The 26836-nt window shown below is 71.2% G+C and carries 30 protein-coding genes and 1 tRNA gene; 20 read left to right on the forward strand and 11 right to left on the reverse strand.

Features of this window, described 5'->3' with window-relative positions; all coding sequences use genetic code 11:
- Window positions 1-47 precede the first annotated feature (47 nt).
- From rpmB to ACWGO8_RS08210, 5 genes are all read left to right on the forward strand, one after another.
- Window positions 48-284 (forward strand): 50S ribosomal protein L28, encoded by a 237-nt coding sequence (gene rpmB, locus ACWGO8_RS08190; RefSeq protein ID WP_056727420.1) that lies wholly within the window; start codon window positions 48-50, stop codon window positions 282-284.
- Window positions 284-451, forward strand: a complete 168-nt coding sequence (rpmG, locus tag ACWGO8_RS08195) for a 50S ribosomal protein L33 (RefSeq protein ID WP_021760158.1) — start codon at window positions 284-286, stop codon at window positions 449-451. The genes rpmB and rpmG overlap by 1 nt, the downstream gene beginning before the upstream one ends.
- Window positions 452-454: 3 nt before the next feature.
- On the forward strand, window positions 455-760 hold the full coding sequence (rpsN, locus tag ACWGO8_RS08200) for a 30S ribosomal protein S14 (RefSeq protein ID WP_148733081.1): 306 nt from the start codon (window positions 455-457) through the stop codon (window positions 758-760).
- 281 nt (window positions 761-1041) lie between these two features.
- A complete protein-coding gene (locus tag ACWGO8_RS08205; protein ID WP_148733083.1) occupies window positions 1042-1329 on the forward strand; it encodes an HU family DNA-binding protein in 288 nt (95 codons plus the stop codon).
- Between the two features lie 198 nt (window positions 1330-1527).
- Window positions 1528-3510: a cytochrome c oxidase assembly protein gene (locus ACWGO8_RS08210; RefSeq protein ID WP_452042582.1), complete on the forward strand. Its 1983-nt coding sequence runs from the start codon at window positions 1528-1530 to the stop codon at window positions 3508-3510.
- A 40-nt stretch (window positions 3511-3550) separates the two neighbouring features.
- Here the strand turns inward: ACWGO8_RS08210 and ACWGO8_RS08215 are convergent, their stop codons facing one another.
- The gene (locus ACWGO8_RS08215) at window positions 3551-4597 is read right to left on the reverse strand and encodes a hypothetical protein (protein ID WP_452042583.1); all 1047 of its coding nucleotides are present in this window, start codon (window positions 4595-4597) and stop codon (window positions 3551-3553) included.
- 176 nt (window positions 4598-4773) lie between these two features.
- On the opposite strand from ACWGO8_RS08215, the gene ACWGO8_RS08220 reads away from it, so the two are divergent.
- Complete coding sequence (locus ACWGO8_RS08220) at window positions 4774-6099, forward strand: ATP-dependent DNA helicase (RefSeq protein ID WP_452042584.1); 1326 nt, start codon at window positions 4774-4776, stop codon at window positions 6097-6099.
- A 125-nt stretch (window positions 6100-6224) separates the two neighbouring features.
- Here ACWGO8_RS08220 and ACWGO8_RS08225 read toward each other — a convergent pair whose 3' ends face one another.
- Window positions 6225-6779, reverse strand: a complete 555-nt coding sequence (locus tag ACWGO8_RS08225) for a hypothetical protein (RefSeq protein ID WP_452042585.1) — start codon at window positions 6777-6779, stop codon at window positions 6225-6227.
- A gap of 11 nt (window positions 6780-6790) precedes the next feature.
- A complete protein-coding gene (locus ACWGO8_RS08230; protein ID WP_452042586.1) occupies window positions 6791-7198 on the reverse strand; it encodes a DUF4383 domain-containing protein in 408 nt (135 codons plus the stop codon).
- 292 nt (window positions 7199-7490) lie between these two features.
- Here ACWGO8_RS08230 and ACWGO8_RS08235 point away from each other — a divergent pair, with 292 nt between their 5' ends.
- Both ACWGO8_RS08235 and ACWGO8_RS08240 read left to right on the forward strand, forming a co-directional pair.
- Window positions 7491-8702, forward strand: coding sequence for a serine hydrolase domain-containing protein (locus ACWGO8_RS08235; protein ID WP_452042587.1), 1212 nt, complete (start codon window positions 7491-7493; stop codon window positions 8700-8702).
- 37 nt (window positions 8703-8739) lie between these two features.
- Window positions 8740-9303: a dihydrofolate reductase family protein gene (locus tag ACWGO8_RS08240; protein WP_452042588.1), complete on the forward strand. Its 564-nt coding sequence runs from the start codon at window positions 8740-8742 to the stop codon at window positions 9301-9303.
- On the opposite strand, the gene ACWGO8_RS08245 is transcribed toward ACWGO8_RS08240, so the two are convergent.
- On the reverse strand, window positions 9282-11057 hold the full coding sequence (locus ACWGO8_RS08245) for a glycosyltransferase (RefSeq protein ID WP_452042589.1): 1776 nt from the start codon (window positions 11055-11057) through the stop codon (window positions 9282-9284). The two genes, ACWGO8_RS08240 and ACWGO8_RS08245, sit on opposite strands and share 22 nt — an antisense overlap.
- A 76-nt stretch (window positions 11058-11133) precedes the next feature.
- Here ACWGO8_RS08245 and ACWGO8_RS08250 point away from each other — a divergent pair, with 76 nt between their 5' ends.
- The 6 genes from ACWGO8_RS08250 (at window position 11134) to ACWGO8_RS08275 (ending at window position 17229) form a co-directional block, all read left to right on the forward strand.
- The gene (locus tag ACWGO8_RS08250; RefSeq protein ID WP_452042590.1) at window positions 11134-12318 is read left to right on the forward strand and encodes a low temperature requirement protein A; all 1185 of its coding nucleotides are present in this window, start codon (window positions 11134-11136) and stop codon (window positions 12316-12318) included.
- Window positions 12319-12373: 55 nt separating this feature from the next.
- A complete protein-coding gene (locus ACWGO8_RS08255) occupies window positions 12374-13168 on the forward strand; it encodes a phosphatase PAP2 family protein (protein WP_452042591.1) in 795 nt (264 codons plus the stop codon).
- Window positions 13165-13923 carry a phosphatase PAP2 family protein gene (locus tag ACWGO8_RS08260; RefSeq protein WP_452042592.1) on the forward strand — a complete coding sequence of 253 codons (759 nt, stop codon included), beginning with the start codon at window positions 13165-13167 and terminating at the stop codon, window positions 13921-13923. Before ACWGO8_RS08255 ends, ACWGO8_RS08260 begins: the two co-directional genes overlap by 4 nt.
- Before the next feature lie 65 nt (window positions 13924-13988).
- Entirely contained in the window at window positions 13989-15185 is a 1197-nt protein-coding gene (locus tag ACWGO8_RS08265) for a low temperature requirement protein A (protein ID WP_452042593.1), read from the forward strand.
- Window positions 15182-17008 (forward strand): SulP family inorganic anion transporter, encoded by a 1827-nt coding sequence (locus ACWGO8_RS08270; protein ID WP_452042594.1) that lies wholly within the window; start codon window positions 15182-15184, stop codon window positions 17006-17008. The genes ACWGO8_RS08265 and ACWGO8_RS08270 overlap by 4 nt, the downstream gene beginning before the upstream one ends.
- Window positions 17009-17037: 29 nt before the next feature.
- A complete protein-coding gene (locus tag ACWGO8_RS08275) occupies window positions 17038-17229 on the forward strand; it encodes a hypothetical protein (RefSeq protein WP_452042595.1) in 192 nt (63 codons plus the stop codon).
- Window positions 17230-17238: 9 nt separating this feature from the next.
- Here the strand turns inward: ACWGO8_RS08275 and ACWGO8_RS08280 are convergent, their stop codons facing one another.
- Complete coding sequence (locus ACWGO8_RS08280; RefSeq protein WP_452042596.1) at window positions 17239-17565, reverse strand: CHY zinc finger protein; 327 nt, start codon at window positions 17563-17565, stop codon at window positions 17239-17241.
- Window positions 17562-17912: a DUF2200 domain-containing protein gene (locus ACWGO8_RS08285; RefSeq protein ID WP_452042597.1), complete on the reverse strand. Its 351-nt coding sequence runs from the start codon at window positions 17910-17912 to the stop codon at window positions 17562-17564. Before ACWGO8_RS08285 ends, ACWGO8_RS08280 begins: the two co-directional genes overlap by 4 nt.
- A 119-nt stretch (window positions 17913-18031) precedes the next feature.
- Here ACWGO8_RS08285 and speB point away from each other — a divergent pair, with 119 nt between their 5' ends.
- The 4 genes from speB (at window position 18032) to ACWGO8_RS08305 (ending at window position 21695) form a co-directional block, all read left to right on the forward strand.
- Window positions 18032-18997 (forward strand): agmatinase, encoded by a 966-nt coding sequence (gene speB, locus ACWGO8_RS08290; protein ID WP_452042598.1) that lies wholly within the window; start codon window positions 18032-18034, stop codon window positions 18995-18997.
- Window positions 18998-19113: 116 nt separating this feature from the next.
- A complete protein-coding gene (locus ACWGO8_RS08295) occupies window positions 19114-19647 on the forward strand; it encodes a hypothetical protein (protein WP_452042599.1) in 534 nt (177 codons plus the stop codon).
- Between the two features lie 175 nt (window positions 19648-19822).
- On the forward strand, window positions 19823-21418 hold the full coding sequence (locus tag ACWGO8_RS08300) for a class I adenylate-forming enzyme family protein (protein ID WP_452042600.1): 1596 nt from the start codon (window positions 19823-19825) through the stop codon (window positions 21416-21418).
- Window positions 21419-21425: 7 nt separating this feature from the next.
- On the forward strand, window positions 21426-21695 hold the full coding sequence (locus ACWGO8_RS08305) for a hypothetical protein (protein ID WP_452042601.1): 270 nt from the start codon (window positions 21426-21428) through the stop codon (window positions 21693-21695).
- 21 nt (window positions 21696-21716) lie between these two features.
- On the opposite strand, the gene ACWGO8_RS08310 is transcribed toward ACWGO8_RS08305, so the two are convergent.
- Together ACWGO8_RS08310 and ACWGO8_RS08315 are read right to left on the reverse strand one after the other, a co-directional pair.
- A complete protein-coding gene (locus tag ACWGO8_RS08310) occupies window positions 21717-22205 on the reverse strand; it encodes a DUF6326 family protein (RefSeq protein ID WP_452042602.1) in 489 nt (162 codons plus the stop codon).
- A 95-nt stretch (window positions 22206-22300) separates the two neighbouring features.
- Window positions 22301-23338, reverse strand: a complete 1038-nt coding sequence (locus ACWGO8_RS08315) for an NAD(P)-dependent alcohol dehydrogenase (protein WP_452042603.1) — start codon at window positions 23336-23338, stop codon at window positions 22301-22303.
- A gap of 116 nt (window positions 23339-23454) precedes the next feature.
- Here ACWGO8_RS08315 and ACWGO8_RS08320 point away from each other — a divergent pair, with 116 nt between their 5' ends.
- Entirely contained in the window at window positions 23455-24138 is a 684-nt protein-coding gene (locus ACWGO8_RS08320) for a TetR/AcrR family transcriptional regulator C-terminal domain-containing protein (protein ID WP_452042604.1), read from the forward strand.
- A gap of 37 nt (window positions 24139-24175) precedes the next feature.
- Here ACWGO8_RS08320 and ACWGO8_RS08325 read toward each other — a convergent pair.
- Window positions 24176-24247 (reverse strand) — tRNA-Gly (locus ACWGO8_RS08325).
- Between the two features lie 115 nt (window positions 24248-24362).
- Window positions 24363-24707 carry a hypothetical protein gene (locus ACWGO8_RS08330; RefSeq protein ID WP_452042605.1) on the reverse strand — a complete coding sequence of 115 codons (345 nt, stop codon included), beginning with the start codon at window positions 24705-24707 and terminating at the stop codon, window positions 24363-24365.
- Window positions 24708-24950: 243 nt separating this feature from the next.
- On the opposite strand from ACWGO8_RS08330, the gene ACWGO8_RS08335 reads away from it, so the two are divergent.
- Window positions 24951-25337 (forward strand): hypothetical protein, encoded by a 387-nt coding sequence (locus ACWGO8_RS08335; protein WP_452042606.1) that lies wholly within the window; start codon window positions 24951-24953, stop codon window positions 25335-25337.
- Window positions 25338-25355: 18 nt separating this feature from the next.
- Here ACWGO8_RS08335 and ACWGO8_RS08340 read toward each other — a convergent pair whose 3' ends face one another.
- A complete protein-coding gene (locus ACWGO8_RS08340; RefSeq protein ID WP_452042607.1) occupies window positions 25356-26672 on the reverse strand; it encodes a DUF2252 domain-containing protein in 1317 nt (438 codons plus the stop codon).
- Between the last annotated feature and the right edge of the window lie 164 nt (window positions 26673-26836).

Below are 26836 nucleotides of genomic sequence, written 5' to 3' on the forward strand. Positions count from 1 at the left end.
GAGACCTTGGGAGGGGCATCCGCCCCTCGGTATTGGAGGAAAGACCAATGGCAGCAGTGTGCCAGGTGACCGGAGCCGTTCCCGGCTTCGGACACAACATCTCGCACTCGCACCGCCGGACGAAGCGCCGCTTCGACCCGAACGTGCAGAAGAAGACCTACTACGTGCCGTCGCTTCGTCGTAACGTCACCCTGAACGTGTCCGCCAAGGGCATCAAGGTGATCGACGCTCGTGGCATCGAGGCCGTCATCAAGGACATCCAGGCTCGTGGGGTGAAGCTCTAATGGCGAAGCAGCAGGACATCCGTCCCATCATCAAGCTCCGTTCGACGGCCGGCACGGGGTACACCTACGTGACCCGCAAGAACCGTCGCAACAACCCCGACCGTCTCGTGCTCAAGAAGTACGACCCCGTGGTGCGCAAGCACGTCGACTTCCGAGAGGAGCGCTAAGACATGGCGAAGAAGAGCAAGATCGCGCGCAACGAGCAGCGCAAGGCCGTCGTGGACCGCTACGCGGCCAAGCGCCTCGAACTGAAGAAGGCGCTCGTCGACCCGAACGGGACCGACGAGACCCGCGAGGCCGCCCGCGTCGGCCTGCAGAAGCTCCCCCGCAACGCATCGCCGGTCCGCGTCCGCTCGCGCGACGCGATCGACGGCCGCCCCCGTGGCGTGCTCACGAAGTTCGGCGTCTCGCGCGTCCGCTTCCGTGACATGGCCCACCGCGGCGAGATGCCCGGCATCACGAAGTCGAGCTGGTAACCATCGCTCGAGCGAAAGGGGCGTCCCGAACGGGGCGCCCCTTTCGTCGTCCCCCGGACGGCCTCGGAAGCATGTCGATGCATCCACTCGGCCGCCGAGCGGACTCGACGGCGCGACACGCCGTGCCCCGATGACGCCGAACGCCCCGGAAATCCGCGTGTTTCCGCGGTTCTCTGCTACTTTGAAGGCGGCCTGATCGGCCACGGGGCGGTCGAACGATCGTTCCCGAGTACTCATCGATAGCTGTACCGAAACAGCGGAAAGTCCGAGGAGGACATTCAATGGCTGACAAGTCGCTGAACAAGACCGAGCTCGTCGCGAAGATCGCTGCGTCGACCGGCCAGAGCCAGGCCACCGTCGACGCCGTGCTCGGCGGTCTCTTCGACACGCTCGCCGAGTCCGTCGGTTCGGGCACCAAGGTCTCCATCCCGGGTTGGCTCGCCGTCGAGCGCACGCACCGTGCCGCGCGCACCGGCCGCAACCCGCAGACGGGTGCGACCATCGACATCCCGGCCGGCTACTCGGTCAAGGTGTCGGCGGGTTCGAAGCTCAAGGCTGCCGCCAAGTAGCATCCGACCTCCGAAGGGGCGTACGGCGTGGCCGTGCGCCCCTTCGCCGTGCCCGGGCTCCTGCCGCGCAGCGGAATCGCGACCGGGATTCCACTGGGGCGACGAAGCGGTCGGAGGCGGGGGAGTGGGGGAGTGGGGCGGATGCCGCGGCGGCCCGCTCCGAGCGAGCGCACGGGTCGCGCCGTCTAGGCTGGTTCGGTGCCCCGCTCCTTCCGCGTGCTCGGCCCTGCCGTGCTCCTCGCCGTCGCGCTCCTCGCGACGTTCGGCGCCCTCGCGTACGGTGGCGGCGCGGCCCCCTTCCCCATCCAGGACCCCGGCCCGATCGCCCGCTGGGGCCTCCCGGTCGCCAAGCTCCTGGTGAACCTCGGCGCGGCCGGCATGATCGGCTCGCTCGTGCTCGCGGTGTGGGCGCTCGCGCCGTCGAAGAAGGAGTTCGACGTCGCGCTCGACATCGCCGCGGCATCCGCTGCCGTGATGACCGTGGCGAGCGCCGCGACGGGCGTGCTCACCTTCCTCGTCGTGACGGGCGAGACGCTCGACCTCGGCGAGGCGTTCGGGCAGAAGCTCGGGCTGTTCGTCACGTCGATCGAGCTCGGCCAGGCGTGGCTGACCACGACGCTCGTGGCGGCCGCCGTGACCGTGCTGTGCTTCGCGGTGCGCAACCACACCGCCCTCGTGTTCGTCGCCGCGCTCGCGGTGTTCTCCCTGGTCCCGATGGCGCAGCAGGGCCACGCGGCGGGCGCCGCCGGGCACAACGCGGCCGTCGCCGACCTCGGCCTGCACCTCGTCTTCGCCGGGGCCTGGCTCGGCGGGCTGCTCACGATCGTGCTGCTGCGCAACCAGCTCGAGGCCGACCGCCTGCCGGTCGTGCTGGCCCGCTACTCGACCGTGGCGCTCATCAGCTTCATCGTCGTCGCGATCTCGGGCTATGCGAGCGCCGCGCTCCGCATCGGCACCTGGGACCAGCTCGCGACCCAATACGGCGTGCTCGTGCTCGCCAAGGTCGCCGCGCTCATCGCGCTCGGGCTCTTCGGCGCGCTCCAGCGCCGCTTCCTCATCAACCGGATCGCGCGCGCCGAGGCATCCGCGACCCGCGACTTCTGGTTCCTCGTGGTCATCGAGCTCGCCTTCATGGGGCTCGCGTCGGGTGTCGCCGCGGCCCTCGCGCGCACGGCGACGCCCGTGACCGAGGAGGTCGGCTCGATCGCGCGCACGCCCGCTCAGATCCTCACGAGCGTGCCGCTGCCGCCGTGGCCGGAGTGGTATCGCTTCTTCACCGAGTGGAACGTCGACCTCATCTGGCTGCTGCTCTGCGGCTTCGGCATCTTCTTCTACCTCGCCGGCGTGTGGCGGCTGCGCCGTCGCGGCGACCACTGGCCGGTGTATCGCACCGTGCTGTGGGTAGCGGGCCTGGTGGTGCTCGCGTACATCACGAACGGCGGCGTGAACGTCTACGAGGAGTACCTCTTCTCGGCGCACATGGGCGCGCACATGGCGCTCACCATGGCGGTGCCGGTGCTGCTCGTGCCTGGCGCGCCGGTCACGCTCGCCGCCCGCTCGATCCACCCCCGCAAGGACGGTTCGCGGGGCGGTCGCGAGTGGATCCTGCTCGGGGTGCACTCCCGCTTCGCGTCGATCATCGCGAACCCGATCGTCGCCGCGGCGCTCTTCGTCGGCTCGCTCTGGGTCTTCTACTACTCGCCGCTCTTCCGCTGGACGATGACCGACCACATCGGCCACGAGTGGATGATCGCCCACTTCCTCATCACGGGCTACCTGTTCGTGCAGTCGCTCATCGGCATCGACCCGGTGCCGTACCGGCTCCCCTACCCGTTCCGCCTCGTGCTGCTGCTCGGCACCATGGCGTTCCACGCGTTCTTCGGCCTCGCGATCATGTCGGGCACCGGCCTGCTCCTGAGCGACTGGTACGGCGCGATGGGCTGGGGCACCGACGCGCTCGCCGACCAGCAGCTCGGCGGCGGCATCGCCTGGTCGGTCGGCGAGATCCCGACGGTCGCGCTCGCGATCACCGTTGCCGTGCAATGGGCGCGCAGCGACGAGAAGGAGTCGCGCCGCCGCGACCGGCACGCCGACCGCACGGGCGACGCCGAGCTCGAGGCGTACAACGCGCGGCTCGCGGCCATCGCCGAGCAGGACGCACAGGGCCCGGCCGGCCGATAGCGGGCGAGCGGATGCCGCGGGGCGGGTCGATCACCGGACGCTACATGAGCTGGATCGCGATGCTCCCGTCGGGCCGGATCGTCGCCGTGAGCGCCAGCATGAACGGCCGGTCCTCCTCGAGCTGGGAGAACTCGCCGTCGAACAGCGACTGCACCTCGACCGAGATGTGCGCCACGCCCTCGGTGGGCGGCATCTCGAAGGCGGTCTCTCCGGCGGTGAGCGTCACCGTCGGATAGGTGATCATGGTCCACACCGGGTCGCTCACGACCTTGTCGTCGATCTCGATCCCGAAGGGGCATCCGGCCGGCTGCAGCACCGCCTGGGCCACGCACTCGTCGAGGTAGCCGTTCACCTGCACCTGCACGCGCTCGACGAACGTGGCGGTGGGCACGGAGTCGACCGTGACCGCGGGTCGGGACGACGGCTCGACCGGCACGTCGGTCGGGACGGCCTCGAGCAGCGTCGACGTGTAGCCGAACTCGTAGACCGCCGGCGCGATGGCGAGGTACGGGGCGGTCTGCGTGAAGGCGGTGAGGTCGGCGCCCGACTTCGTCGCACGGGTGTCGAGCGTCAGCGAGCCCACGGTGAACAGCGGGTTGTGCGCGGCCGTGACGTCGATGACGGCGAGTGGGCTGACCGAGAACTCCCAACGGTTCAGCACGCCGTAGAGCGGAGCGATGGGTCGTACGTCGAACGTGGTCTCGACGATCGACACGTCGAGCCGGTAGCTCGCTGTCACCGAATGCGATCCGTCCGCCAGGGCGACATCGCTGATGATGCGGATGTCCTCCGGTCCGCTCTCGACGACGTCCGAGCGGAACATCGCCGTCGAGACGTTCTCGGGCAGGCCGAGGGCGGCCAGCTCCCCGGCGTCGAGCGCGACGCCCGGGGTCGTGGATGCCGCGGCGATGTCGTCGGCGGCGATCGCCTCGAGGTAGCGCTCGACGAAGCTCGGGGCGCCGTAGATGGTCTGGTTCAGCGAACCCAGGGCGGCGAGGAACGCCCCGACGACGAGCACCGCGAGCATCGCCCAGCCGGCGATCGCGGCGGGCGACACCGGTCCCCGTCGCGCGCCCGAGCTCCCCACCCGCACAGTCTAAGCGGGCGCCGGTCGCTCGCCCGGACATCCACAGGCGTGCGCGAGCACCCACAGGTGTCCGCCGCCTGGGCCGACGAGGGGCGCGCCGCGGTTACAGTGGGAGCGCGCCCGGAGGGGCGCCGCCGCGGGAGGGGCCCGCGGCATCCGCTCGCCGAAGGCCACCAGTGCAGAACCTCACGCTCACCCGCGAACAGGCCGCGGTGTACCAGGCCATCGAGGGCACCCGCGAGCACGTCTTCGTGACCGGGCGCGCAGGCACCGGCAAGTCGACGCTGCTCAACCACCTCAACTGGCACACGCAGAAGCAGATCGTCATCTGCGCGCCCACGGGTGTCGCGGCGCTGAACGTCGGCGGGCAGACGATCCACTCCCTGTTCCGGCTGCCCATCGGCGTCATCGCCGACCGCGACATCGACCAGAACGACGCCGTGCGCAAGCTCCTGAACGCCATGGACACGCTCGTGATCGACGAGGTGTCGATGGTCAACGCCGACCTCATGGACGCGATGGACCGCTCGCTGCGGCAGGCGCGGCAGCGGCCGCACGAGCCCTTCGGCGGCGCGCAGGTCGTGCTGTTCGGCGACCCGTACCAGCTCGCTCCGGTGCCGGGCGACGGCGAGGAGCGGCGCTACTTCGCCGACACCTACGAGTCGATGTGGTTCTTCGACGCGAAGGTGTGGCGTGACGCCGACCTGCGCATCTTCGAGCTCGGCGAGGTGCACCGCCAGCACGACGACGAGTTCAAGTTCATGCTCAACGCCGTGCGGCACGGCCGCGTCACGGCCGAGATCGCCGGTGTGCTCAACGACGTGGGCGCGCGCCGCCCGCTGCCCGAGCACGGCGCGATCACGCTCGCGACCCGCAACGACACGGTGAACCGCATCAACGCGCAGCAGCTGCACCGGCTGCCCGGCCACTCGCAGGCCAACGAGGCCGAGGTGAACGGCGACTTCGGCGGGCGCGCGTTCCCGGCCGACGAGCGGCTCGAGCTCAAGGTCGGCGCGCAGGTCATGTTCCTGCGCAACGACGTGGCCCTGCGCGGCGAGGGCCCGCGCTGGGTCAACGGCACGATCGGCACCGTCACGTCGCTCACGCGCGAGCTGCGCGTCGAGGTCGACGGCGAGGAGCACGAGGTCGAGCCCGCGACGTGGGAGAAGTACCGCTACTCGTGGGATCCGGTGCGGAAGAAGCTCGAGCGCGAGATCGTCGCCGAGTTCACGCAGTTCCCGCTGCGGCTCGCGTGGGCGGTCACGATCCACAAGTCCCAGGGGGCGAGCTACGACACGGCCGTCGTCGACCTCGGGTCGCGGGCCTTCAGCCCCGGGCAGACCTACGTCGCGCTGAGCCGCCTCACCGCACTCGACGGGCTCTACCTCGCCCGGCCGCTGCGGCCGAGCGACATCATGGTCGACCGCGACGTCGAGCGGTTCATGGCCGGGGCCATGCGCGAGATCGACGCGGACGCGGTCGGGCCGACCTCGGAGCCGTAACCTGCGCGTCGGGTTACGGCGGAGAGATGTGCGTCGATCCGCGTGAGATGGGGCGACGCGCCCCCGTCGCGCGCCGCCCCCGGGATGCGTCCGGGGATGTCGTCGCCACGCACCCCCGGACGCGGTCAGTGGTGGTGACCCTCGTCGGTCACCACTGAGCCGTGCTCGCCGTGCGGGACCGCCAGCCGACCCGCCTCGGTCGCCGCGAGGGCGGGGGTCGCGAGTCCCGCGACGAGCAACGCACCCGCGACGAGGCCGACGAGCGGGAGCCGCCCGTCGACGGCCGCGGTCCGTGGCGCGGCGGCATCCGCGCGGCCTTCGCGAACGCGGCGGGCCCGCCTGCGCAGCACGACCGCGCAGTGGCCGGCGACCACGACGATGAACACGGATGCCGCGAGCAGCGGCCCGACCGGCACGTCGTCCGCCGCGGCGAGGCCGCTGCCGACGAGCGCGCCCGCCCCCACGAGGAGGGCCGCGCCCGTGCCGAGCGCGAGGCCCGGCACGAGGGCGCGGCCCGCCCGCAGCGAGAGGACGCCCCAGCCGAGGCCGGCTGCACCGGCCGCGGCCATGACGCCGCCCGCCATCCCCCCGGCACCGGCGGCGAGGGCGAGCAGCACCAGCCCGGCGCCGAGGGCGCAGAGCATCGGCCACGTGCGCGCGAGCGCCGACAGTGCGGTCATGGCCCGGCTCCCTACGCCGTGGCCACGCGTGCGGTCCGCTCGGCCGCCAGCCCCACGCCGAGCAGCACGATGGCGCTCGCGAGGTGCAGGAAGTGGTCGGCGGTGTTGAGGGCGAGGATGTTCGCCGCGGTGCCGGCGAGGAAGAAGCCGACGATGCCGAGCAGCAGGTAGGCCCCGCCGACGACGATGTTCACGGTCTTGGCGGCCGTCGCCGACACGAGTCCGGCGATGAGCAGCGCGGCGCCGATCAGGAGATGGGCGACGTTGTGCAATGGGTTCACCTGGAAGATGCCGAGCAGCAGTCCGCCCTCGGTGGCGATGAACCCGACGCCGCCCGTCACGGCGAAGCCGAGCAACCCGACGAGCACGTAGACCGCGCCGAACACGGTTGCGACGATGCGGTTCGGGGAGTTGCGCATGAGGTGCCTCCTTCGATGGGGCCCGGCGATCGCCGGGTATGCCGGTGGTTCGGCGCACCACGGGGAACGGATTGGTCGTCGGGGGACACGCCTCGGGCGGCATCCGGCCGGGGCATCCGCGGTGGCCCGCCGCGACACCGTCGAAGCTCCTGCGTCATGGGACATCGGCCAACCCGCCTTGGCGGGTTACAATCGCACCGGAACGCACGGCGAGGGGGGCTCGGTGGCAGACCGTCCGGGGAGGTCCCGGCGGCGGGTTGGACCTGTCGCCGCGATGGCGGCGGCCCTGGCGATGGCACTGACCGGATGCTTCGGCACGTCGGTCGATCCCTCGGCGCAGTTCTCGCCCGTCGACGCCCCGCTGTCGAAGGACCTCGCCGAGGGCCTCCAGGGCGTGCTCGACCAGGCGGTCGCGCTCAGCGGCTCGAGCGGCGGCGTCGCCGGGGTGTGGGCGCCGTGGGCGGGCGAGTGGACCGCGGCATCCGGAACCCAGGACTTCGGCGAGAACCCGCCGCGCATGACCAAGGGCACCGGCTTCCGCCTCGCTACCGTGACCACCGAGATCACGTGCACGGTGCTGCTGCGGCTCGTCGACCAGGGCGAGCTCCAGCTCGACGACCCGGTGTCCACGTACGTCGACTGGATCCCGAAGCTCGACGGCATCACGCTCGAGCAGCTGTGCCGGCACACCTCGGGCCTGGCCGACTACTACCCCGTGCTGCGCGCGAGCTTCGACGCCAATCCCGGACGCGTATGGCCCGCGAACGAGCTGCTCGCGAACGGCATGGCGCTGAACCGCATCGGACCGCCCGGCGAGCAGGTGCGCGAGTCGCGCACCGGCATCCTGCTGCTCGCCTTCGCGCTCGAGCGGCGCACGGGCAAGACGTGGGACGAGCTCGCCCAGCAGTACGTCTTCGGGCCGCTGGGCCTCGAGGACACCTCGGTGCCGGCCGCGACGGTGACCGAGCACGCCGGCGTCATGGGCGGCTACTCGTCGATCACCCCCACCGGCTCGGTCGACTGCGCCGTGCTGCTCGACGACACCGAGGCCTCGAGCTCGATGGGCGGCGCTGCTGCCGGCGCGATCTCGACACTCGAAGACGCCCGCGCCCTGAGCGAGGCGTTCGCGACGGGCGCGCTCCTCAGCGAGCGCACCGAGCGGGCGCAGTGGAACACCGTGCCGCTGGGCGGCGACGCACCGGCCTGGCAGTCGGCGGGCGTCGGCGGCCTGCAGTACGGGCCGATGCGCGGCACCGCCGGCGAGACGGCCGGAGCGCTGACGGCCGCGTTCACCGACCCCGCGAGCGGCCTCACGGTCGTGGTCGCGCTCAACAACTCGACGCCCGGCCCCGCGTTCGTGCGTGAGGTGGCGTTCGCCCTCGCGTCGCTCGCGTCGAAGGCGGTGCCCGCCGCCGGCGGCGAGCAGCCCCTCATCGAGCTGCCCTGGTCGGCCGACCAGGCCACGGCGAAGATGCAGGAGCTCGGCGTCTGCCCGAAGGCGTAGCCGCTGCAGGCGGAACGACCCCGACACGGAGGCTCCCATGGGCTCGCTCATCGTCACCGGCCTCACCTCGCTCGACGGGTACATCACCGACGACGAGGGCGACTTCAGCTGGGCCACGCCGGATGCCGCGGTGCACACGTTCGTGAACGGGCTCGAGCGGCGCATCGGCACCCAGCTCATGGGGCGGCGCATGTACGAGGTCATGCGCTTCTGGGAGACGGCCGACGAGCTCCCCGACCTGCCCGAGCCCGAGCGCGAGTACGCCGCCATCTGGAAGGACACGGACAAGGTCGTCTACTCGGGCTCGCTCGCCGAGGTCACGACGGAGCGCACTCGGCTGGAGCGCCGTTTCGACGCCGGCGACGTCCGACGGCTCGTGGCCGAGTCGGGCGACGACGTGTCGATCGCCGGACCGCACCTCGCTGCCCACGCGTTCCACGCGGGCATCGTCGACGAGGTGGGCATGTTCGTCCACCCCGTCATCGTCGGCGGGGGCACGGCCCTGCTCCCCGACGGCGTCCGGCTCGAGCTCGAGCTGCTCGACGAGCATCGGTTCGACTCCGGCGTGATGTACCTGCGCTACGCGGTGCTGCGGGGCTGACCCCGGCCGAGCCGGCCGAGTCGGCCGAGTCGCCCGCGCAGTCGCCGGGCCGCACGTCGCGCGACCGACCGCGTGTCGGGGTACGCGGTGACGCGCCCCGATTCCACGAGCGTGCCGTCGTGCTCGACCTCGACGATGCACGTCAGCGGATGCCGCCCGCCCACGAAGCTCGTCGCCTGCTCACCGAGCCGCCACACCGCGCGGCCGTCGCGGGCCGGATGTCGGGACCGCACGATCGCGCCGCGCCCGCGCCGGCGCAGCGTGATCACCAGGGACGCGCCGCGCGGCGCGCCCCGCAGCGTCACCGACACCAGCAGGCGGCCGCGCCGGAACCGCATCCGGAGCCGCTCCAGCTCGACCTCGAGCGGCGGGGCGGGACGGTCGTGCCGGGCGGCGGCGTCGCGTTGCACTCCGCCCCACGCCGCGACCACGTGCGCGTCGTCGTGTCGCGCGGCGGTCGCGCGCGCCGCCTCCCGCATCCGCGCGCGCTCGTCGGACGGCATCATGACGAGCCGCGCCAGCGCCTCGGCCGCCCCGTCGAGGTCGCCGTCGGGCACGAGCAGGCCGTCGACGCCGTCGGCGATGAGGTCGGCCGGGCCGTAGGGGATGTCGTAGGCGACGGGGAGGCATCCGCGGGCCATCGCCTCGGCGAGGGCGAGCGGCGAGCCCTCGAACGTGCTCGTCACGAGGGTCCACGAGGCGTGGGCGAACGCGTCGGCTGCCCCGGCGCGGTGCCCCGCGAAGGTCACGGCGTCGCCGAGGCCCGCGTCGTCGACGCGGCGGCGGAGGGCCGCGGCATCCGGGCCGTCGCCGTAGACCACGAGGGTCGCCGGCACGCCGCGGTCACGGCAGCGCCGCACCACCTCGATCGCGTGGTCGACGCGCTTGCGCGTGGTCAGGCGGGCGAGCACGACCCCCGCCGCGGGATCGCGTTCGGCGTCGGCGTCGGGCTCGCCCACGACGGGATCGATGCCGTTGGGGACGGCCGCGAGGTTGCCGGGGTCGCCGAGGAGGGTCGCGGCATCCGCTCGCTGTCGCTCGGTCAGGAACACGACGCCGTCGAAGCGCTCGAGGTGGGCGAACACCCGCCGACGCGACGGCCGCAGCACGCCCCAGGGACGCGCGGGCCCGACGAGGTGGGAGTTGTGCACCAGGTGCAGCGACACGACGTTCGGTCGCCGGTACCGCGTCATGAACTCGGCGGCGGTCTTGCTGTCGGTGATGGCGTACGCGCGCTCGTCGCCGACCATGCCGTCGAGCCAGTCGGCGTAGCAGTCCCAGGCGCGGGTCCACTGCCGCACGACCGTGCCCTCGCCGTCGTGGGCGGTGATGAGCCGGGCGGGCCCCTCCGCGCTCGCCGGGAACCGCTCGTCGCGCACGGCGAGGCTGCCGTCGGCGCGGAGGTGCTCGACGAGGAGGCCGCCGTCGGCGCCGCGCGTGGTCACCGAGGATCCGCCCGGGCCGCCGCGAAGGTCCTCCCAGACGTTGCGGAGCCGGATGCCGGGGATGAGCTCCCCCGCGTCGACGAGGCGATCGCGCGCGGCATCGAGATCGGCGCTCGGGTCGAACGTCACCACGTCGACCTCGCGGCCCGCGAGCCGCACGAACGCGCGGGAGCGGTGCAGCAGCGCCGAGGTCATGCCGCCGAAGGGCTCGGGGATGCCCCAGGTCACCGCGAGCTGGCGTCCGTCGGGCAGCGCGGACCCGGCGGCCGTCGCGACGTGCCGCCGCGCTTCCGAGGTGCCGCCCGCCATCCACCCAAGGCTAACGACGCCTGCGGCGTTGCACGGCGAACCGGTCGCCCCCTTGCCGCCCGTGCCATCATGTGGCATGCCCTTCGGACTCCGTCGCGACGTGCTCCGGCCCACGGGCACGCCGCGCGCCGACCGGGTGACCTACGTCGAGCTCTTCTTCGACCTCGTCTACGTCTTCGCCCTCACGCAGCTCTCGTCGTACCTCTACCAGCACCAGGACCCGCTCGGCGCCGTCGAGGGCGCGATCATGGTCGTCGCGCTCTGGTGGTCCTGGGTGGCGACCACGTGGGTGACGAACTGGCTCGATCCGGTGAAGCTGCCGGTGCGTGGCGCGGTCATCGCCCTCGCGTTCGTCGCGCTCGTCATGAGCATCTCGATCTCCGACGCCTTCGGCGAGCGGGCGTGGATGTTCGCGATCGCCTACGTCGTGCTGCAGCTCGGCCGCACCGGGTTCATCGTCTACGCCACCTGGCGGCACGATCGGCACGCGGCGCGGGACTTCTCGCGCGTGCTCGCGTGGACGGCCGCGGGGAGCGTGCTCTGGATCGTGGGCGCGCTGCTCCCACTGCCGGCGCAGCTGCCGTTCTGGGCGATGGCGCTCGGCCTCGAGGTGCTCGGCGCCCTGCTCGGCTTCCCGCTGCCCATGATGGGGCCGATGGACATGGGCCGCTGGGACCTCTCGGGCGCGCACATCGCCGAGCGGTCGTCGCTGTTCGTGCTGATCGCCCTCGGCGAGGGGCTGCTCGTCACCGGCTTCGCGTTCGTGGACCTCGACATCACGCCCGAGACGGCGACCGCCATGGTGCTCGCGTTCGCGTCGGCCGCGGCGATGTGGTGGATCTACTTCGACCACGGCGAGCGCGTCGGGGCCGAGGCCATGGAGGGCTCCGACAGTCCGGGCCGTCTCGCGCGCACGGCGTACACGTTCGTGCACCTGCTCGTGATCGGCGGCATCGTGCTCGCGAGCGTCGGCGACAAGGAACTCCTGGGACACCCCGACGAGCAGAGCGCGTCAGCGGTCGTCACCGTGCTCGGCGGACCCGTCCTGTTCCTCGCCGGCACGCTCGTGTTCCGTCGGCTCCTCGAACGGCGCTGGCCGACGGCGCAGGTCGCCGGCCTGCTGGGGCTCGTGGCGGTCGCGGCGGTGTCGGCGGTGCTCACGCCGCTCGCCGTCGGCGCCGTGTCGACCGCGGTGCTGGCGGTCGTGGCCGCGATGGAGACCGTCGACCGGGTGCGGCGCGGGCGACGCGCGGGGGGCTGAGAGGCGCGCGTCAACCCGTGTCGTCGATCGCACCCCACGTCGCAGGATGGGATCCATGGCCACATCGACGAGCGAGCGGCAGGGACGGCTCCGCCGCTTCAACGAGCGGTTCCTCGTCGAGGAGCGCGTGGTCCCGGCATCCGCTCGCCGTCGCCTGCAGCTCACGGCGGTCGGGCTCATCGTGGTCGGCCTCGTCGGCTTCCTCGTGGTGTTCGACTCCGTGGCCGAGGCCGACGACCTCTCGCGCATCGACGCCCCGGTCGAGGCGTGGCTGCAGACCGCGCGCAGCGACTGGCTGACGGTCGTGATGAGCGTCATCGCGGTCGTCTTCGGGCCGGTGGTCATGCCGATCATCATCGTGATCACCACCGTCGCCTGGGGCGTCCTCGCGAAGCACGCGTGGCGTCCGCTGCTGCTCGCGGGCGGCATGCTGCTGGGGGTGATCGTCGTGCAGGTCATGGCGCCGCTCATCGACCGCGAGCGCCCACCCGCACAGGACATGCTCATGGACGTCGACACGACCGCGTCGTTCCCGTCGGGCCACGTGATGGGCGTCGCCGACTTCCTGCTCATCACGACCTACCTCGTGTTCTCGCGGCACCGGAGCCCCCGCATCGCCGTCTCCGCGTATACCGTCGCCGTCGCGGTGATCGCGCTGACGGCGGCGTGCCGCATCTACCTCGGCTACCACTGGGCGACCGACGCGCTCGCCTCGATCTGCCTGTCGCTCGTCGTGCTCGGGATCGTGATCGCCGTCGACACGTGGCGCACCGTCAGGGTCGGCACGCCCGAGGAGGTGGCGGCGTCGGAGGCCGCGGCCGAGCGCCCGGGCAACGAGGGGTTGGGATGACCGAGCGCGTCACGGGACCGACGGACGACGCGACGAGGCCCGACCCGGCGTCCGGCCTTCCGCCCGAGACCGGCGCACCGGCACCGGTACGCGTGTCCCGGCTCTGGTGGGTGGTCTCGGGAGGCGCGGCCCTCGCGCTGGTGGTGCTGCTGGCCCTCGTCATCGTCTACCGCGAGAGCAACAAGCCGTTCGGGTTCGAGGTCGAGTTCATGAGCGTGCTGGTGGCCGCGCGCAGCGACCTCCTCACGGTGCCGGCGCTCGTGTTCAACGCGCTCGGCGGCGGCCTCATCTCGACCATCGTCGTGCCGGGGGTCATCGTCGCCGGCCTGCTGCTGTGGCGCCGCCCGTGGGGTGCGCTGTACTACGTGGCGGCCGCAATCGCGAGCGCCACGGTCACCCGCGTCATCAAGGTGATCGTCGCGCGGCCGCGGCCCGAGGACATCCTCGTGACGCCCGACTTCGGGTCGTTCCCGTCGGGCCACAGCGCGAACGCGGCGGTCGTGGCGACGGCGCTCGGCATCATCTTCCTGCGCACGTGGGTCTGGGTCGCAGGTGCGGTGTACACCCTGCTGATGATGCTGAGCCGCACCTACCTCGGCGCGCACTGGGTCTCCGACACGATCGGCGGGATGCTCGTGGGAGCCGGCGTGGCCGTCATCGTCTGGGCGCCGTTCGCCGAACGGCTCTATCGCGAGCATCGGATGCCGCATCCGCCGATCTGGGTCAGGACGCCGGACGACGCATCGTCGGCGTGACGGGGGCCCGAGGCATCCGTCACCCCCTCTGGATCGGGCGGCACCGACTCCGCCATGCTGGTGCGATGCAGGATGTTCCGAGCCCCACGGGCACGTCGGGCGGACGCGTCGGGCGCCTCCGCACCGCCGGCGAGTCGAACCGCGTCACGACGTTCGAGCTGTTCTTCGACCTCGTCTACGTCTTCGCGTTCACGCAGGTGAGCCGCCTGATGGCCGACACGCACAGCGCGTTCGGCATCCTGCAGGCGCTCATCGTGCTCGCCCTCATGTGGTGGACCTGGGCGGCCTTCGGCTGGCTCGCGAACCAGGCGCCCGCCGACCAGCCCGGCATGCGCGTCGGCATGACCGCCGCGATGATCGCGGTGTTCATCGCGGCGCTCACCATCCCCGAGGCCTACGAGGACCTGCCGGGCGGGTGGAACGGCCCGCTCGTGCTCGTGCTCGCGTACACGGCCGTGCGCGTCATCCATGCGACCCTGTACCTCGCGGCGGCGGGCGAGGACGCCGGACTCCGGCGCCAGGTGCTGGTCACGCAGGCGGTCGCCATGGTGCCGGCGGTCGCGGCGCTGCTCGTCGGCGTGTGGCTCGGCTCGCCGTGGCAGACCTGGATCTGGCTCGCGGCCTGGCTCTACGACGCCGGCCTCACGTACCTCAGCTCGCGTCGCGTCGGCGGCTGGCGCATCCACTCGACCGCGCACTGGGCGGAACGCTACGGACTCGTGGTCATCCTGGCGCTCGGCGAGTCGATCGTCGCGATCGGCGTGGGCGTCGCGCGCGAGCCGATCGGGCCGGCGATCGCGGTGGGTGCCGCGCTCGCCGTGGTGCTGTCGGTGCTGCTCTGGTGGGCGTACTTCGGCCGACTCGCCGAGGCGGGCGAGCACGCGCTCGAACGACGGTCGGATGCCGCGCGCGTGCAGCTCGCGATCGACGCCTACACCTACGTGCACCTCGTGATCGTCGCGGGGGTGATCCTCGCGGCGCTCGGCGTCGAGGACGCGATGGCGCACGTCGCCGAGGCGGAGCCGTACGGGTGGTTCGGCGCGTCCGCGCTCGCCGCGGGGCTCGCCGCGTTCGTCGCGGCCACGGCCGTGTTCGCCCGGCTCGTCGAGGGGCGGTGGCCGGTCGTGCGGGTCCTCGGGACGCTGCTGTTCGTGGCATCCGTCGCCGTGCTCGCCGTCGTGCCGTCGATGGCGGCGCTCGCGATCGCCGTGGTGCTGGTCGCCGCCGTGGTCGCGGTGGAGGGGGCGATGCGCCCGAGATGACCCGCGACCGAGGGCTCAGCTGGCTGCCGGGGATCGACACGGCCCGCCACTACCGGCGCGCCTGGCTGCTGCGCGACATCCGGGCCGGGGTGGTCGTGACGGCGCTGCTGATCCCCGCGGGGATGGGCTACGCCCAGGTCGCGGGCCTGCCGCCCGAGGCCGGCCTCTACGCGACGAGCGTGCCGCTGCTGGTGTACGCGCTGCTCGGGCCGTCGCGGATCCTCGTGCTCGGGCCCGACTCGGCGCTCGCGCCGATCATCGCGGCCGCGATCCTGCCGCTCGCGCTCGGCGACGACGACCGGGCGATCGCCCTGGCCGGGCTGCTCGCGATCATGGTCGGCGCCGTCCTCGTGGTCGGCGGGCTCCTGCGGCTGGGATTCGTGACCGACCTGCTGTCGAAGCCGATCCGCGTCGGCTACCTCAACGCCGTCGCCCTGCTCGTGATCATCTCGCAGCTGCCGAAGCTGCTCGGCTTCTCGATCGAGTCGGGCTCGCCGTTCGCGCAGGTCGCCCACATCGTCGAGGGGATCCTCGGCGGCGAGGTCGAGCCGCTCGCCGCGGCGTTCGGGATCGGCTCGCTCGCGGTGATCATCGTGCTGACGTGGCTGCGATCGCCCGTGCCGGGCGTGCTCGTCGCCGTCGTCGTGGCGACCCTCGTCACCTGGATGTTCGGGCTCGCCGAGCGGATGCCCATGGTCGGCGCCCTGCCGCAGGGGCTCCCCGCGCCCGCGCTCGGCGGCCTGCAGTGGTCGGATGTCGCGGCGCTCGCGCTGCCCGCGGCCGGCATCGCGCTCGTGGCGTTCACCGACAGCGCGGTGCTCTCGCGCACGCTCGCGGCCCGCCGCGGCGAGTCGGTGGACGGCAGCCGCGAGATGGCCGCGATCGGCGCCGCGAACGTGGCGGGCGGCCTGTTCGGCGGCTTCCCGGTCTCGGCCTCCTCGTCGCGCACGCCCGTCGCCGAGCAGGCCGGCGCCCGGACCCAGCTCACCGGGGTCGTGGGCGCGCTGCTCATCGTCGCGTTCATGCTGCTGGTCCCGGGGCTCACCGCGTTCCTGCCCGAGGCGACGCTCGGGGCCGTCGTGATCGCCGCGGCGTCGCGACTCATCGACTGGCGCGGGTTCGTGCGGCTGGTCCGGATGGACCGGGTGGACGCGTTCCTCTCGCTGGCCGCCTTCGTCGGCGTGCTCGCCGTCGGCGTGCTCGAGGGCATCGCCGTCACGATCGCGCTCAGCCTGCTCGCCTTCGTGAACCAGTCGTGGCGGCCCTACCGCGCAGAGCTCGGCCGGGTGAAGGGGCTCCGTGGCTACCACGACCTGACGCGGTACCCCGAGGGCGAGCGGATCCCGGGCGTCGTCATCGTCCGCTTCGACGCGCCGCTGTTCTTCGCCAACGGCGGGATCTTCGACGACTACGTCCGCTCGCGCGTGCGGGCGGCGGGGACCGGCGTGCACACCGTGATCCTCGCGGCGGAGCCGATCACGGGCATCGACACGACGGCGATCGATGAACTGATCGAACTCGACGAGTACCTCGCCTCGCACGGCATCCGCCTCATCCTCGCCGAGATGAAGGACCCGGTCGTCGACGTGCTGCGCGCCTACGGCGTGACCGACCGGTTCACGCCCGACCGCTTCGCCCCGACGGTCGGCGCGGCCGTCGACGAGATCACGGGGACGCTGCGCGGCGATCTCCGGGGGACGAAGTGGGCCGGTGAGTCCGGTGCGTCCGATCGTGAGGGCGATGCCGGCGACGGCGACGCCGGAGAATCCGGGGATTCGGACGGTCGGACTCGGCCTGACGAACCGGGCCCATCGGGCCGGTAGCGCGCGTATCGTGAGCCCTGGAGGTCGACATGGCTGACAGGAGTTCGAACGCCGGGTGCTTCGCCGGCGGCGGTGCGATCTACGGGCTCGGGATCATCGGCGCGTGGGTGTTCTTCTTCCAGCAGGCCGATCAGTTCTGGGAGTTCATCTGGGCGTTCTTCCAGGGCATCTTCTGGCCGGCGTTCATGGTCTACGAGCTGTTCCACGCCCTCGTGACGTGAGGCGGCCGCTCAGTCCTCGAAGTACAGGTGCGCGTGCAGGCGGCATCCGGGGTTGAACGCGGCGCCGCAGGCCGGGCAGTCGTCGGTGGACCGATAGGCGTCGATCGTGAGCTCGGTGCGGCACACGCCGCAGAGGATCGCGTGCTCGCCCCCCGCGTCGCGCGGCCACCGCCGCGCCGGGTGCGTCTCCGCCTCGGCGTGGCAGGCGTGGCACGGGTAGTACCGGCCGCAGCACGCGAACCTGATCGCGACCACGTCGAGCTCGGTGCGGTAGTGGATGCAGCGGGTCTGGTCGTCGACGGTGGCGCCGTGCACCACGGGGGAGGCGTTCGTCATGAACCGCGGAGGATGGACGTCATCCTCTTGCCGCGAGCGACCTCGTCGACGAGCTTGTCCATGTAGCGGATCTGCTGCATGAGCGGATCCTCGATCTCCTCGACGCGCATGCCGCAGATCACGCCCGTGATCAGCGACGCATTCGGGTTCAGCCCCGGGGCATCCGCGAAGAAGGTCCGCAGGTCGACCCCGTCGTCGATCGCCCGCTCGAGGTCGTCGTCGTCGTAGCCCGTGAGCCAGCGGATGACCTCGTCGACCTCGTCCTGGCTGTGGTTCTTCCGCTCGACCTTCTTCACGTAGAGCGGGTAGATGCTCGCGAAGCTCATGCCGAAGATCCGGTGCTCCATGGTCGTCGGCCTCCTTCGTGTCGTGGCGATGCCCCTTTCCAGCGTACGAGACCGTGGCACGATGCGAGGTGACCGTGCGACGAGGATCACGGTCTCGGACGGAAGGCGAGGTGCCGGCGATGACGACGGAGCGGGACATCATCGGTCAGCGCGACGATCCCGACCTGCCCCGGTACGCGGGGATCGCGACGTTCGCGCTGCTGCCGCGGCTCGAGGAGGTCGACCACGCCGACATCGCGGTCGTCGGGGTCCCGTTCGACTCGGGCACCAGCTTCCGGCCCGGCGCTCGATTCGGGCCCGCCCACATCCGGGAGCACTCCCGCCAGCTGCATCCCTACCACCAGTTCCACGAGGCCCACCCGTTCCGGGAGCAGCAGGTGGCGGATGCCGGAGACATCGGGGTCGGGCCGTATGGGATCGAGCGGGCCGTCGAGACCATTCACGCGAACGCGGAGCGGCTGGTGCGCGGCGGCTCGCGGATCCTGGCGCTCGGCGGCGACCACACCATCGCGTTGCCCCTGCTGCGGGCCGCTGCTGCGACGCATGGGCCCCTGGCGGTCCTGCACTTCGACGCCCACCTCGACACCTGGGACGTGCTGCACGGCGCCTCGATCTGGCACGGATCGCCGTTCCGACGGGCCGCGGAGGAGGGGCTGCTCGATCTCGACCACTGCCAGCACGTGGGCATCCGGGGCGGCGTCTACGGCCCCGACGAGCTCGACGACGACCGCCGCGCCGGGTTCGAGATGATCCGGAGCGAGGAGTTCCAGCACCGGTCGATGGACGGCATCGCGGAGCAGGTCCGGGGACGGCTCGGCTCCGGTCCGGTGTACGTGTCGATCGACATCGACGTGCTCGATCCGTCGCAGGCGCCCGGTACGGGGACTCCCGAGGTCGCCGGGATCACCACCCGCGAGCTCTTCGCCGTGCTCCGCGGGTTGCGCGGTCTCCCCATCGTCGGCGCCGATGTCGTGGAGGTGGCGCCGGCGTACGACCACGCGGGGATCACGGGTCTCGCCGCCGCGCACACGGCGTGGGAGCTCCTGACGCTGATGGGGCTGGGCGGGGCGGACGTCGAACCGTAGGCCCACCCCCGCTTTGGGGTCACGAACGACCCCAGCCGTCCGGATACTGTTGCGACGCTGACGTCGGTCCACCCCTTCATCCGGGCCGGCGGACCCGACCCGAAAGCCCGGTGACCATGACCGATCCTTCTCGCCCGCAGTACGGCGAATACGCTCCAATCGCGCACCCGACCGCTGCGTACTCCACCGCCGTCCTCCCCCCCGAGGTGCACCCTCCGGCCGGTCACTTCCTCCCCGACACGGCGGGCGTCCTGCCGTACGGCACCCCGTCGCCGGAGGCGGCGAAGCCCCGGACGCTCGGCCTCGTCGCGTGCATCGGCGCGATCGTCGTGTTCGTCCTCTCGGTCGCGGCGTCGGTGACGGCTGGAGTGATCGCCGGTGAGGCGGCCGATCCGTCCGCGACGTTCGAGCAGGACATGGCGGCGCCGCTTTCGACCGTCGACGTCCAGCTCGGATCGATCATCCTGCTGCAGCTCACGCTCGGCACCGTGATCGGGGTCTGGGCGCTGGTGCAGGGCATCTTCGCCGTGGTCCTGAAGCGTGGACGCGCCTACGGCGTCGCGGCGATCGCCGTAGCCGTGTGCGCGCCGGTGGTCTCGATGATCGTCTACACCGTGACCTCGAGCGTGATCATCGCCACCCGGATGTGAGCGCCGGGTAGGCGCATCCGTCGGCGCCGTTCGTCGGGATCCCCGAATGCCCCGCGGTCGCACCGTGACGATCGATGATCGCGATCGAACCCGGCCTCGCGCGTCGCCATGCCCCGCTGTGGTGGCGAGACGGACCGGGGCGTAGGCTCCTGCCACACGCCGTCGGGAGATCTTGGTGGGGACCTACTCCGGAGCAGAGCTGCGACAGCCGGCAACGCCGAGCGACCTGCTGCGTGCCGGTCTCGACCGCGATCCGAACGGACTCGCGCTCGTCTCGGCGCGGGCGCGCCTGTCGTGGGAGGCGCTCGAGGACCTCACCGACCGGCTTGCAGCCGGATACCTCCAGCTTGGCCTTGAGCCGGGTGACCGGGTCGCGTCGCTCATGCCCAACCGGTACGAACTCATCGTCCACTACCTCGCCTGCTTCACGGCGGGCCTGGTCGCAACCCCGCTCAACTACCGCTACACGGCTGCTGAGATCGACCACGCGCTCGGTATCAGCGAGGCACGGATGCTGCTCGCCCACGTCGAGCGCGAGGAGGACCTGGCTGCGAGCGATCGGGTGGCGCAACTCCCACTGGGCACGATCGGCTACCGGGAGGCGGAGTATGGCGGGGCCGCGTTCCAGGAGTTGCTGGAGCGCGCTGGGCCGGCCAGGCCGCTGGAGCCTCCGGCGCCCACCGCGCCCGCGGTCATCTTCTTCACGTCGGGCAGCACAGGTCCCCCGAAGGGCGTGACGCACACGCATGCGACGCTCGGCTGGATGTTCGCCACTGCGGCGGCCGCGCTCGAGTTCGGCCCCGGTGACCTCGTGCTGGCCGGATCGTCGCTCTCGCACGTCGGTGCTTTCTACGTGTCGTTCGGGGCGCTGAGTGCCGGTGCGGGCATCGCCGTCGCCCGCACGTTCGACGGAGACGAGCTGCTCGCGCTCCTGCGCGACGATCGCCCCACCGTGCTCTCGATGCTGCCCTCGGCCCTCTTCGCACTGACCCGTGACCACGGCGCCACGCAAGACGACTTCTCGTCCCTCCGCCTGTGCCGGGCGGCCGGGGACAAGGTGTCCGCCCAACTCGAACGCGAGTTCATCGCGCTCAGCGGAACCACGATCGACGAGGCCTACGGGCTGTCGGAGACCGGGCTCGTGAGCGTGAGTCCACCCGCCGAGATCAGGATCGGCTCAGTCGGCCTGGCCGCACCCGGCGTCTCGCTCTCGATCCGCGACGACGTCGGCGCCGAGGTCGAGGCCGGGGGCGAGGGTCGGGCGTGGATCAAGACCAACGGCGCCTGCGTCGGCTACTGGGCTGACGCCGCGGCGACGGATGCCGCGTTCGCCGACGGCTGGCTCGACACGGGCGACGTCCTCCGCGCAGACCCCGACGGTTTCCTCTACTTCACCGGTCGCCGGAAGCAGATCATCGTGCACGACGGATCGAACATCAGCCCGCAGGAGATCGAGGACGTCCTGCTGGAGCACCCGAGCGTCGATAGCGTTGGCGTCATCGGAATCCGTGACGAGGTCCACGGAGAGAACGTGCGCGCGTACATCACGTTGCGAGAGGGCTGCGAGCGGCCGCCCGACGTCGAGCTGATCCGCTTCGCGCGGGCGAAGATCGGCTACAAGGCACCCGAGGAGATCGTCGTGATCGACGAGATGCCCTCCACCGCCACGGGAAAGGTGGACCGCATGGGTCTCAAGCGGATGGCGGAGAGCTCGGTGCACGGCTTCGGCGCGGGCGTGCCTGATCAGAGCCGGACCGGGGACCCGGGATAATGGACGAATGTCCTCGTCCGTGGAACCCCGCTCCAACCCGACTGCCTGGGCCGCGTTCTGGTTCGCACTGGCTGGTCTCGTGCTCATGCCCATTCCGCTGTTCATCGGGCTGATTCTGGGCGGCGGCCTTTCCATCGTCGCCGCGATCCTCGCCGTGATCGCCCTCTTGAAGGGACTCGCGCGCAGCGGCAAGGGCATCGCCCCCGTCGTGTTCGCCGGAATCTTCATCGCGCTCACGTGGGGCGGCATCTCGGCCGGCGGCGGCACCGTCTGGTAGGTCTGCCGATCGAGCAGGGGCCTACCGTCGAAGGCCCGGTCGCAGGTCGGTCGTCGCGGGACCGGATGGGACGGCGGAGGTTCGAGGCCATGTCCAGGCGGAGCGCAGGACGAAGGCCAGGAGCAGCACCTCGATTCCGATGGAGATGCCGTAGAAGGCGGCCCAGTCCCAGGTCGCCCCAGCCGCGTTGAAGATCGAGTAGGGGATGAGGAGCGAGGCGACGACGAGGTTCGTGGCGCGGTTCACCCGGGCGGGCAGCGTCATGGAGAGCATCACCATCAGGGCCGGGATCGACACGGAGACGAGGAAGATCGTCAACAACGTCGAACTGATGTCGAACCTCCAGACGAGGCCGTTGAGGATGCCGTCGACGACGCCGGGCTTGTAGAAGTTGAGGACGTCGACGTAGACGTACAGGAACATGAAGCTGGTCCATGCGGCGGCGAGCTTGGCCCGCACGGGGATCGGCGGGTTGTCGAGCAGGTTCGGGGTTGTCGTTCGGATGGTCATCGGTTCTTCCTTTGAGTGGAGCGGTCCGTCCGCCGGGGTGGCGGCAGGTCTGGGCGTGCATACGCACGGGTGGGTCGTTCTCGTCGGTCGGGTCGTCAGACGGTGATGACGACCTTCCCTCTGGTGTGGCCGGCCGCGACGTGGCGGAGGGCGTCGGCCGCTTCGTCGAGGGCGTAGGTGCGGTCGATGACGGGCCTGACCTGCCCGGTCGCGAGCAGGTCGGCCAGGGTGAGCAGGTCCTGGCGCTTCGCGAACGACGTGAAGGGCTTCAGCCGCTGTCGGGTGAACCCGGACAGCACGCGCGCCTTGACGATCCGGCCGAGGGGGCCGAGCCAACGGCCGCCGTGTCCGTTGTTCGGGATGAGGGTGCCGGTGGGCGTGAGCGCGCGGCGGAGATCCGCCAAGGGCTGGGCTTCCACGTTGTCGAGGATGACGTCGTAGCGCTTCTCGGTGCGGGTGAAGTCGGTCCTCGTGTAGTCCACGACATGGTCGGCACCGAGCGACTTGACCAGGTCGACGTTCCGGGTGCTGCACACACCTGTCACCTCGGCACCGAACGCCTTGGCGAGCTGCACGGCGAAGGAGCCCACGCCGCCCGACGCGCCCGTGATCAGCACCGTCTGGCCCGGTCGAACGTTCGCGACGTCGCGTACTGCCTGCAACGCCGTCATGGCCGACGTCGGCACTGCTGCCGCGTCGCTGACCGACAGGTTGGCAGGCGTGGACACGAGGTGGTCCACCGGGACGCAGGCGTACTCCGCGAGCGTTCCCGTGGTGCACCAGCCGAACACCTCGTCGCCGGGGCGGAGCGCCGTGACATCCGTACCCACCGCTGCCACCACACCGGCGAGGTCCCTGCCCGGGATGCCATGGCGCGGCCGTCGGAGCCCGAAAGCCAGGCGCACCACGTACGGCTGACCGGTCATGACGAAGTAGTCACCGGGATGCACCGAGGCCGCGCCCACCTCGACGAGCACTTCGCCTCGACCGGGTAGCGGCAGCCCGACCTCGGACACCTCGAGCACGGAGGGCGGGCCGTAGCGGTGCTGGACGACGGCCCGCATCGTCGCCGCGCCCGGACTCGTACGCGGCACCCGGGGTGCTCCGGCATCCGATCGCTGTTCGACTCCCACAAGATCCTCCTCACGTCCGGGCTGTGACTCCCGCCGGCTCGTACACCGTACTCGTACACTGTACTATTACTCGTACGCTGTACCATTGTCAAGCAGTTCGAGCGAGAAGGAGACCCGTGTCTGCGAGTGAACGACGTCAGGTCATGCCGGACGCGGGGCTGAGCAAGCAGCGGGTGGTGGACGAGGCGATCCGGCTCGCCGACCGCGAAGGGGTCGACGGGCTCAGCATGCGTCGGCTGGCTGCGACGCTCGGCGCGGGCGCGATGTCGCTCTACCACTACGTGGCGAACAAGGAGGAGTTGCTCGACGCGATGGTCGACATCGTGTTCCAGGAGATCGAGCTCCCGCCCCAGGAGACCGACTGGCAGTCGGCGATCCGCCAGCGGGCGGTCTCCGCCCGCCAGGTGCTCGCGCGCCACCCGTGGGCGGTCGGCCTGATGGAGTCGCGAACCTCGCCGGGGCCCGCGAACCTCCGCCACCACGAAGCGGTCACCGCCTGCCTGCGGAGGGCCGGCTTCTCGGTCGTGATGGCGACGCACGCCAACTGGTTGCTCGACAGCTACGTGTACGGCTTCGCCCTGCAGGAGGCAAGCCTGCCGTTCGACACCGCCGATGAGCTCGCGGGCATGGCCGAGGGCGTTTACCTGCCCCAGCTTCCGCCTGACGAGTTCCCCTACCTCAACGAGTCTGCCGCGGCGCTCGTCGCTGCCGGCTTCGACCCGGCGGAGCAGTTCATCTTCGGCCTCGACCTCGTCCTCGCCGCCCTCGAGCCACTGAGAGCCTCCGCGCAGCCTCGCTGACGTTAAGCCGCTGGGTGACGGGAAGAACCCTGATCGGAGCCGATGACGGGAATCGAACCCGCGCTGTCTGCTTGGGAAGCAGAAGTTATCCAGTAGTGATTCACTCGGCTTCACTCGGGCTCACGAGGCGCGGAATCACGGGGGAGTGTGAGCTCGAGTGAATCACTGTGATGCGGAATTCGTGACCATCAAGTGACCACTAGCTCCGAGAGCGGTGGTCTCGGTTAGCTGAGCGTGCGGAGAACGTCGTCCATGCCGTCGACGAGTCGCCGTGCCGCCTTGAGCAGGTCTGCGGCGCGTGCTTCGGTGAGCAGCAGCGGGGAGTATTGCGTCTCGGTCTTCGAGTCGATCAGCCGCGCGAGATGCTGGGCAAGCCGCTTACCCGGTTCGGTGCGGCGCAGCATCGCAACTGCGTCGCCGTGGTCCTGGCCGGCGGCGCGTTCGCCGAGGACGGCGCCACAGATCGCGTCGCCGGCGGCGATAGCGGCGAGGACCGCCAGTGAGCCGATGGTATTGCCGAGGTCGTCGATGCCGGCGTCGTGGCCGAGATCGACGACGAGGGAGGACACCGGTGAGGGTGAGCTCGCCGTTCGCCAGCCAGCGGGCGCGAAGCTTCGGTTCGTGCCGGAGCGGAAGGCCGAACATCCACGCGATGAGCATCGTCATCACCGCGATGAAGACGGCACTCATCGACCAGCCGATCAAGGAGAGCATGCATCGAGCCGACGTTCTGGCTGCTGGCCTCCTCCCTTTCGGGGTGGCGCCTCTGGATCGCGACCATCGGCTCCATCACGATCGTCGTCGCCTGGATCGTGATCGACGGTCAACTCTGGGACCGGCCCGACGACGACTCTGCGCAGGCTCGGGAACGGTCCCGTCTCCACAACACCTCGACACTGCTGACGCTGACGGTCGGGGTCGTCATCTGCTATCTGGCGCTGTACGTCGTGAACCTGGTCTGGGCGCTGTTCGTCCTGGACCCGGCCGTGATGGGCGGTTCGCTCGGCACGTCCATCGGCTACGACGACCTGTTCGTATTCACCTGGTTCGTCGCGTCCGTCGCTACGCTCGCCGGCGCACTCGGCACGGGCCTGGAGTCGGACGAAGCGATCCGCGCGGCGGCATACTCGAAACGCGAAGAGGAGCGCCGCGCCCGTTTGGCGGACGAGCGGTCCGAGGAGGCCCGCCCTCGGGGCTGAGAGGCGCCCGGACCCGGCTCAGACGCCGGTCTCGGCCGGGAGGCGTCCGGATGCGACGGCTTGGCGCAGCAGCTCGAAGTCGGCCTCGGCGACATCGGCATAGGCGGCCGACCAGGCCGCCGTCGCCTCCGCGAACTCCTCGGATCGGCCGAGGTAGGCCACGATCGCGGCCGAGGCGGGGGACTGCCCGTGCGCCCGAGCCAGAAGGGCGGCGCACAGCGCACCGTACGAGCGGAACTGGTCGGCGTCCAGCGTGGCCGGCTCGATCGACCCTTTCATATCGCGGAACTGCCGCCAGTAGTAGTCCACCCGGTAGCGGTCCGCGGAGTCGCCGGCCCAACCGCGCATCCATCCGACGAAGAGGTCGGGGTTCGCCTGCAGGATCCGCTGGGCTGCGACGACGCGGTGGCCCTCGACGAAGTCCGTCACGCCGGGGCGACCGGGGATGACCGACCGCCGGCCCCCGTAGGTCGTCAAGACAGACGGCGGAGCCTCCTTGACCTGGAGGAACAGCATGTCGCCGGTGGGGCCCTCGACGGCGAGCAGGTAGCAGCGTGTCCCGACGCTGCCGACACCGACGACCCGCAGGGCGAAGTCGACCACGCGGTACTGCTCCAGCAGGAACGCGATGTCCTCGCGCAGGGTCGCGCGGTATTGAGTGAAGAGGTCGGTGACCTCGCCCAAGGTCGCGTGGTCGACGTGGCGCAGCATGGGAGGTTGATCGACGATGCGGATGCCGCCGTCGACCGAGAACGTCGTCAGGCGCTGGAGGACCCGCTCGGACGTGCGAGCGCGGGCCTTCTTCGCCGCCTTGCGGACCGTCCGCTCGCCTTTCTCGCCGAGGTGACGTGCGACCGAGGACGTGTCGACCCGGGCGTAGTAGCGCTCCCGAGTGGAGAGGCGGCAGTAGTTCCGCAACGTCTCGCGGTACGCGTCGGCGGCGGCGAAGGAGGCGTCTCGGCATGCGTCCTCGCTCAAGCCGATGTCGCGCCCGCTGATGTGCACGCTCGCGGTGAGCCGGCGCACGTCCCACTCCCACGGCGCGACGCCGCCCTCGTCGAAATCGTTGAGGTCGAAGACGAGCGCGCGTTCGGGCGAGGCGAAGAAACCGAAGTTCGAGATGTGGGCGTCGCCGCAGGAGACGACCTCGAGGTCGGTGGTGGGTGCACCGCGCAGGTCGGCCGCCATGACCGCCGCCGTGCCCCGGTAGAAGGCGAACGGCGATTGCAGCATCCGTCCCACCCGCACCGGCACGAGATCCTTCAGCCTCGACGCGTGCTGCTCCTCGAGAATGCCCAGGGGATCTCGGTCGACGGGCAGGACCAGCTCGGCCAAGCCTCGCCGCGGCAGACGCTTGCGCACCCGGCGCCCGACTTCGTCCGCGGGTGACCGTCGCTCGCCGTTGCCCATAGGTCAGGCTACCGCGCGACGGCCAGCGAGCGGGGGACGGGCCGCCCCAACGCTCCGTACTCATCGGCCGTGGCCGTGGCCGTCGCGGC

It is taken from the genome of Agromyces sp. NPDC055661 (assembly GCF_053618135.1).

Bases quoted from the DNA above. Each gene is read 5' to 3' on its own strand.
- rpmB (WP_056727420.1), top strand. From the start codon at position 48: ATGGCAGCAGTGTGCCAGGTGACCGGAGCCGTTCCCGGCTTCGGACAC.
- rpmG (WP_021760158.1), top strand. From the start codon at position 284: ATGGCGAAGCAGCAGGACATCCGTCCCATCATCAAGCTCCGTTCGACG.
- rpsN (WP_148733081.1), top strand. From the start codon at position 455: ATGGCGAAGAAGAGCAAGATCGCGCGCAACGAGCAGCGCAAGGCCGTC.
- ACWGO8_RS08205 (WP_148733083.1), top strand. From the start codon at position 1,042: ATGGCTGACAAGTCGCTGAACAAGACCGAGCTCGTCGCGAAGATCGCT.
- ACWGO8_RS08225 (WP_452042585.1), bottom strand. From the start codon at position 6,779: ATGACCGCACTGTCGGCGCTCGCGCGCACGTGGCCGATGCTCTGCGCC.
- ACWGO8_RS08230 (WP_452042586.1), bottom strand. From the start codon at position 7,198: ATGCGCAACTCCCCGAACCGCATCGTCGCAACCGTGTTCGGCGCGGTC.
- ACWGO8_RS08235 (WP_452042587.1), top strand. From the start codon at position 7,491: ATGGCACTGACCGGATGCTTCGGCACGTCGGTCGATCCCTCGGCGCAG.
- ACWGO8_RS08240 (WP_452042588.1), top strand. From the start codon at position 8,740: ATGGGCTCGCTCATCGTCACCGGCCTCACCTCGCTCGACGGGTACATC.
- ACWGO8_RS08245 (WP_452042589.1), bottom strand. From the start codon at position 11,057: ATGGCGGGCGGCACCTCGGAAGCGCGGCGGCACGTCGCGACGGCCGCC.
- ACWGO8_RS08250 (WP_452042590.1), top strand. From the start codon at position 11,134: ATGCCCTTCGGACTCCGTCGCGACGTGCTCCGGCCCACGGGCACGCCG.
- ACWGO8_RS08255 (WP_452042591.1), top strand. From the start codon at position 12,374: ATGGCCACATCGACGAGCGAGCGGCAGGGACGGCTCCGCCGCTTCAAC.
- ACWGO8_RS08260 (WP_452042592.1), top strand. From the start codon at position 13,165: ATGACCGAGCGCGTCACGGGACCGACGGACGACGCGACGAGGCCCGAC.
- ACWGO8_RS08265 (WP_452042593.1), top strand. From the start codon at position 13,989: ATGCAGGATGTTCCGAGCCCCACGGGCACGTCGGGCGGACGCGTCGGG.
- ACWGO8_RS08270 (WP_452042594.1), top strand. From the start codon at position 15,182: ATGACCCGCGACCGAGGGCTCAGCTGGCTGCCGGGGATCGACACGGCC.
- ACWGO8_RS08275 (WP_452042595.1), top strand. From the start codon at position 17,038: ATGGCTGACAGGAGTTCGAACGCCGGGTGCTTCGCCGGCGGCGGTGCG.
- ACWGO8_RS08280 (WP_452042596.1), bottom strand. From the start codon at position 17,565: ATGACGAACGCCTCCCCCGTGGTGCACGGCGCCACCGTCGACGACCAG.
- ACWGO8_RS08285 (WP_452042597.1), bottom strand. From the start codon at position 17,912: ATGGAGCACCGGATCTTCGGCATGAGCTTCGCGAGCATCTACCCGCTC.
- speB (WP_452042598.1), top strand. From the start codon at position 18,032: ATGACGACGGAGCGGGACATCATCGGTCAGCGCGACGATCCCGACCTG.
- ACWGO8_RS08295 (WP_452042599.1), top strand. From the start codon at position 19,114: ATGACCGATCCTTCTCGCCCGCAGTACGGCGAATACGCTCCAATCGCG.
- ACWGO8_RS08305 (WP_452042601.1), top strand. From the start codon at position 21,426: ATGTCCTCGTCCGTGGAACCCCGCTCCAACCCGACTGCCTGGGCCGCG.
- ACWGO8_RS08310 (WP_452042602.1), bottom strand. From the start codon at position 22,205: ATGACCATCCGAACGACAACCCCGAACCTGCTCGACAACCCGCCGATC.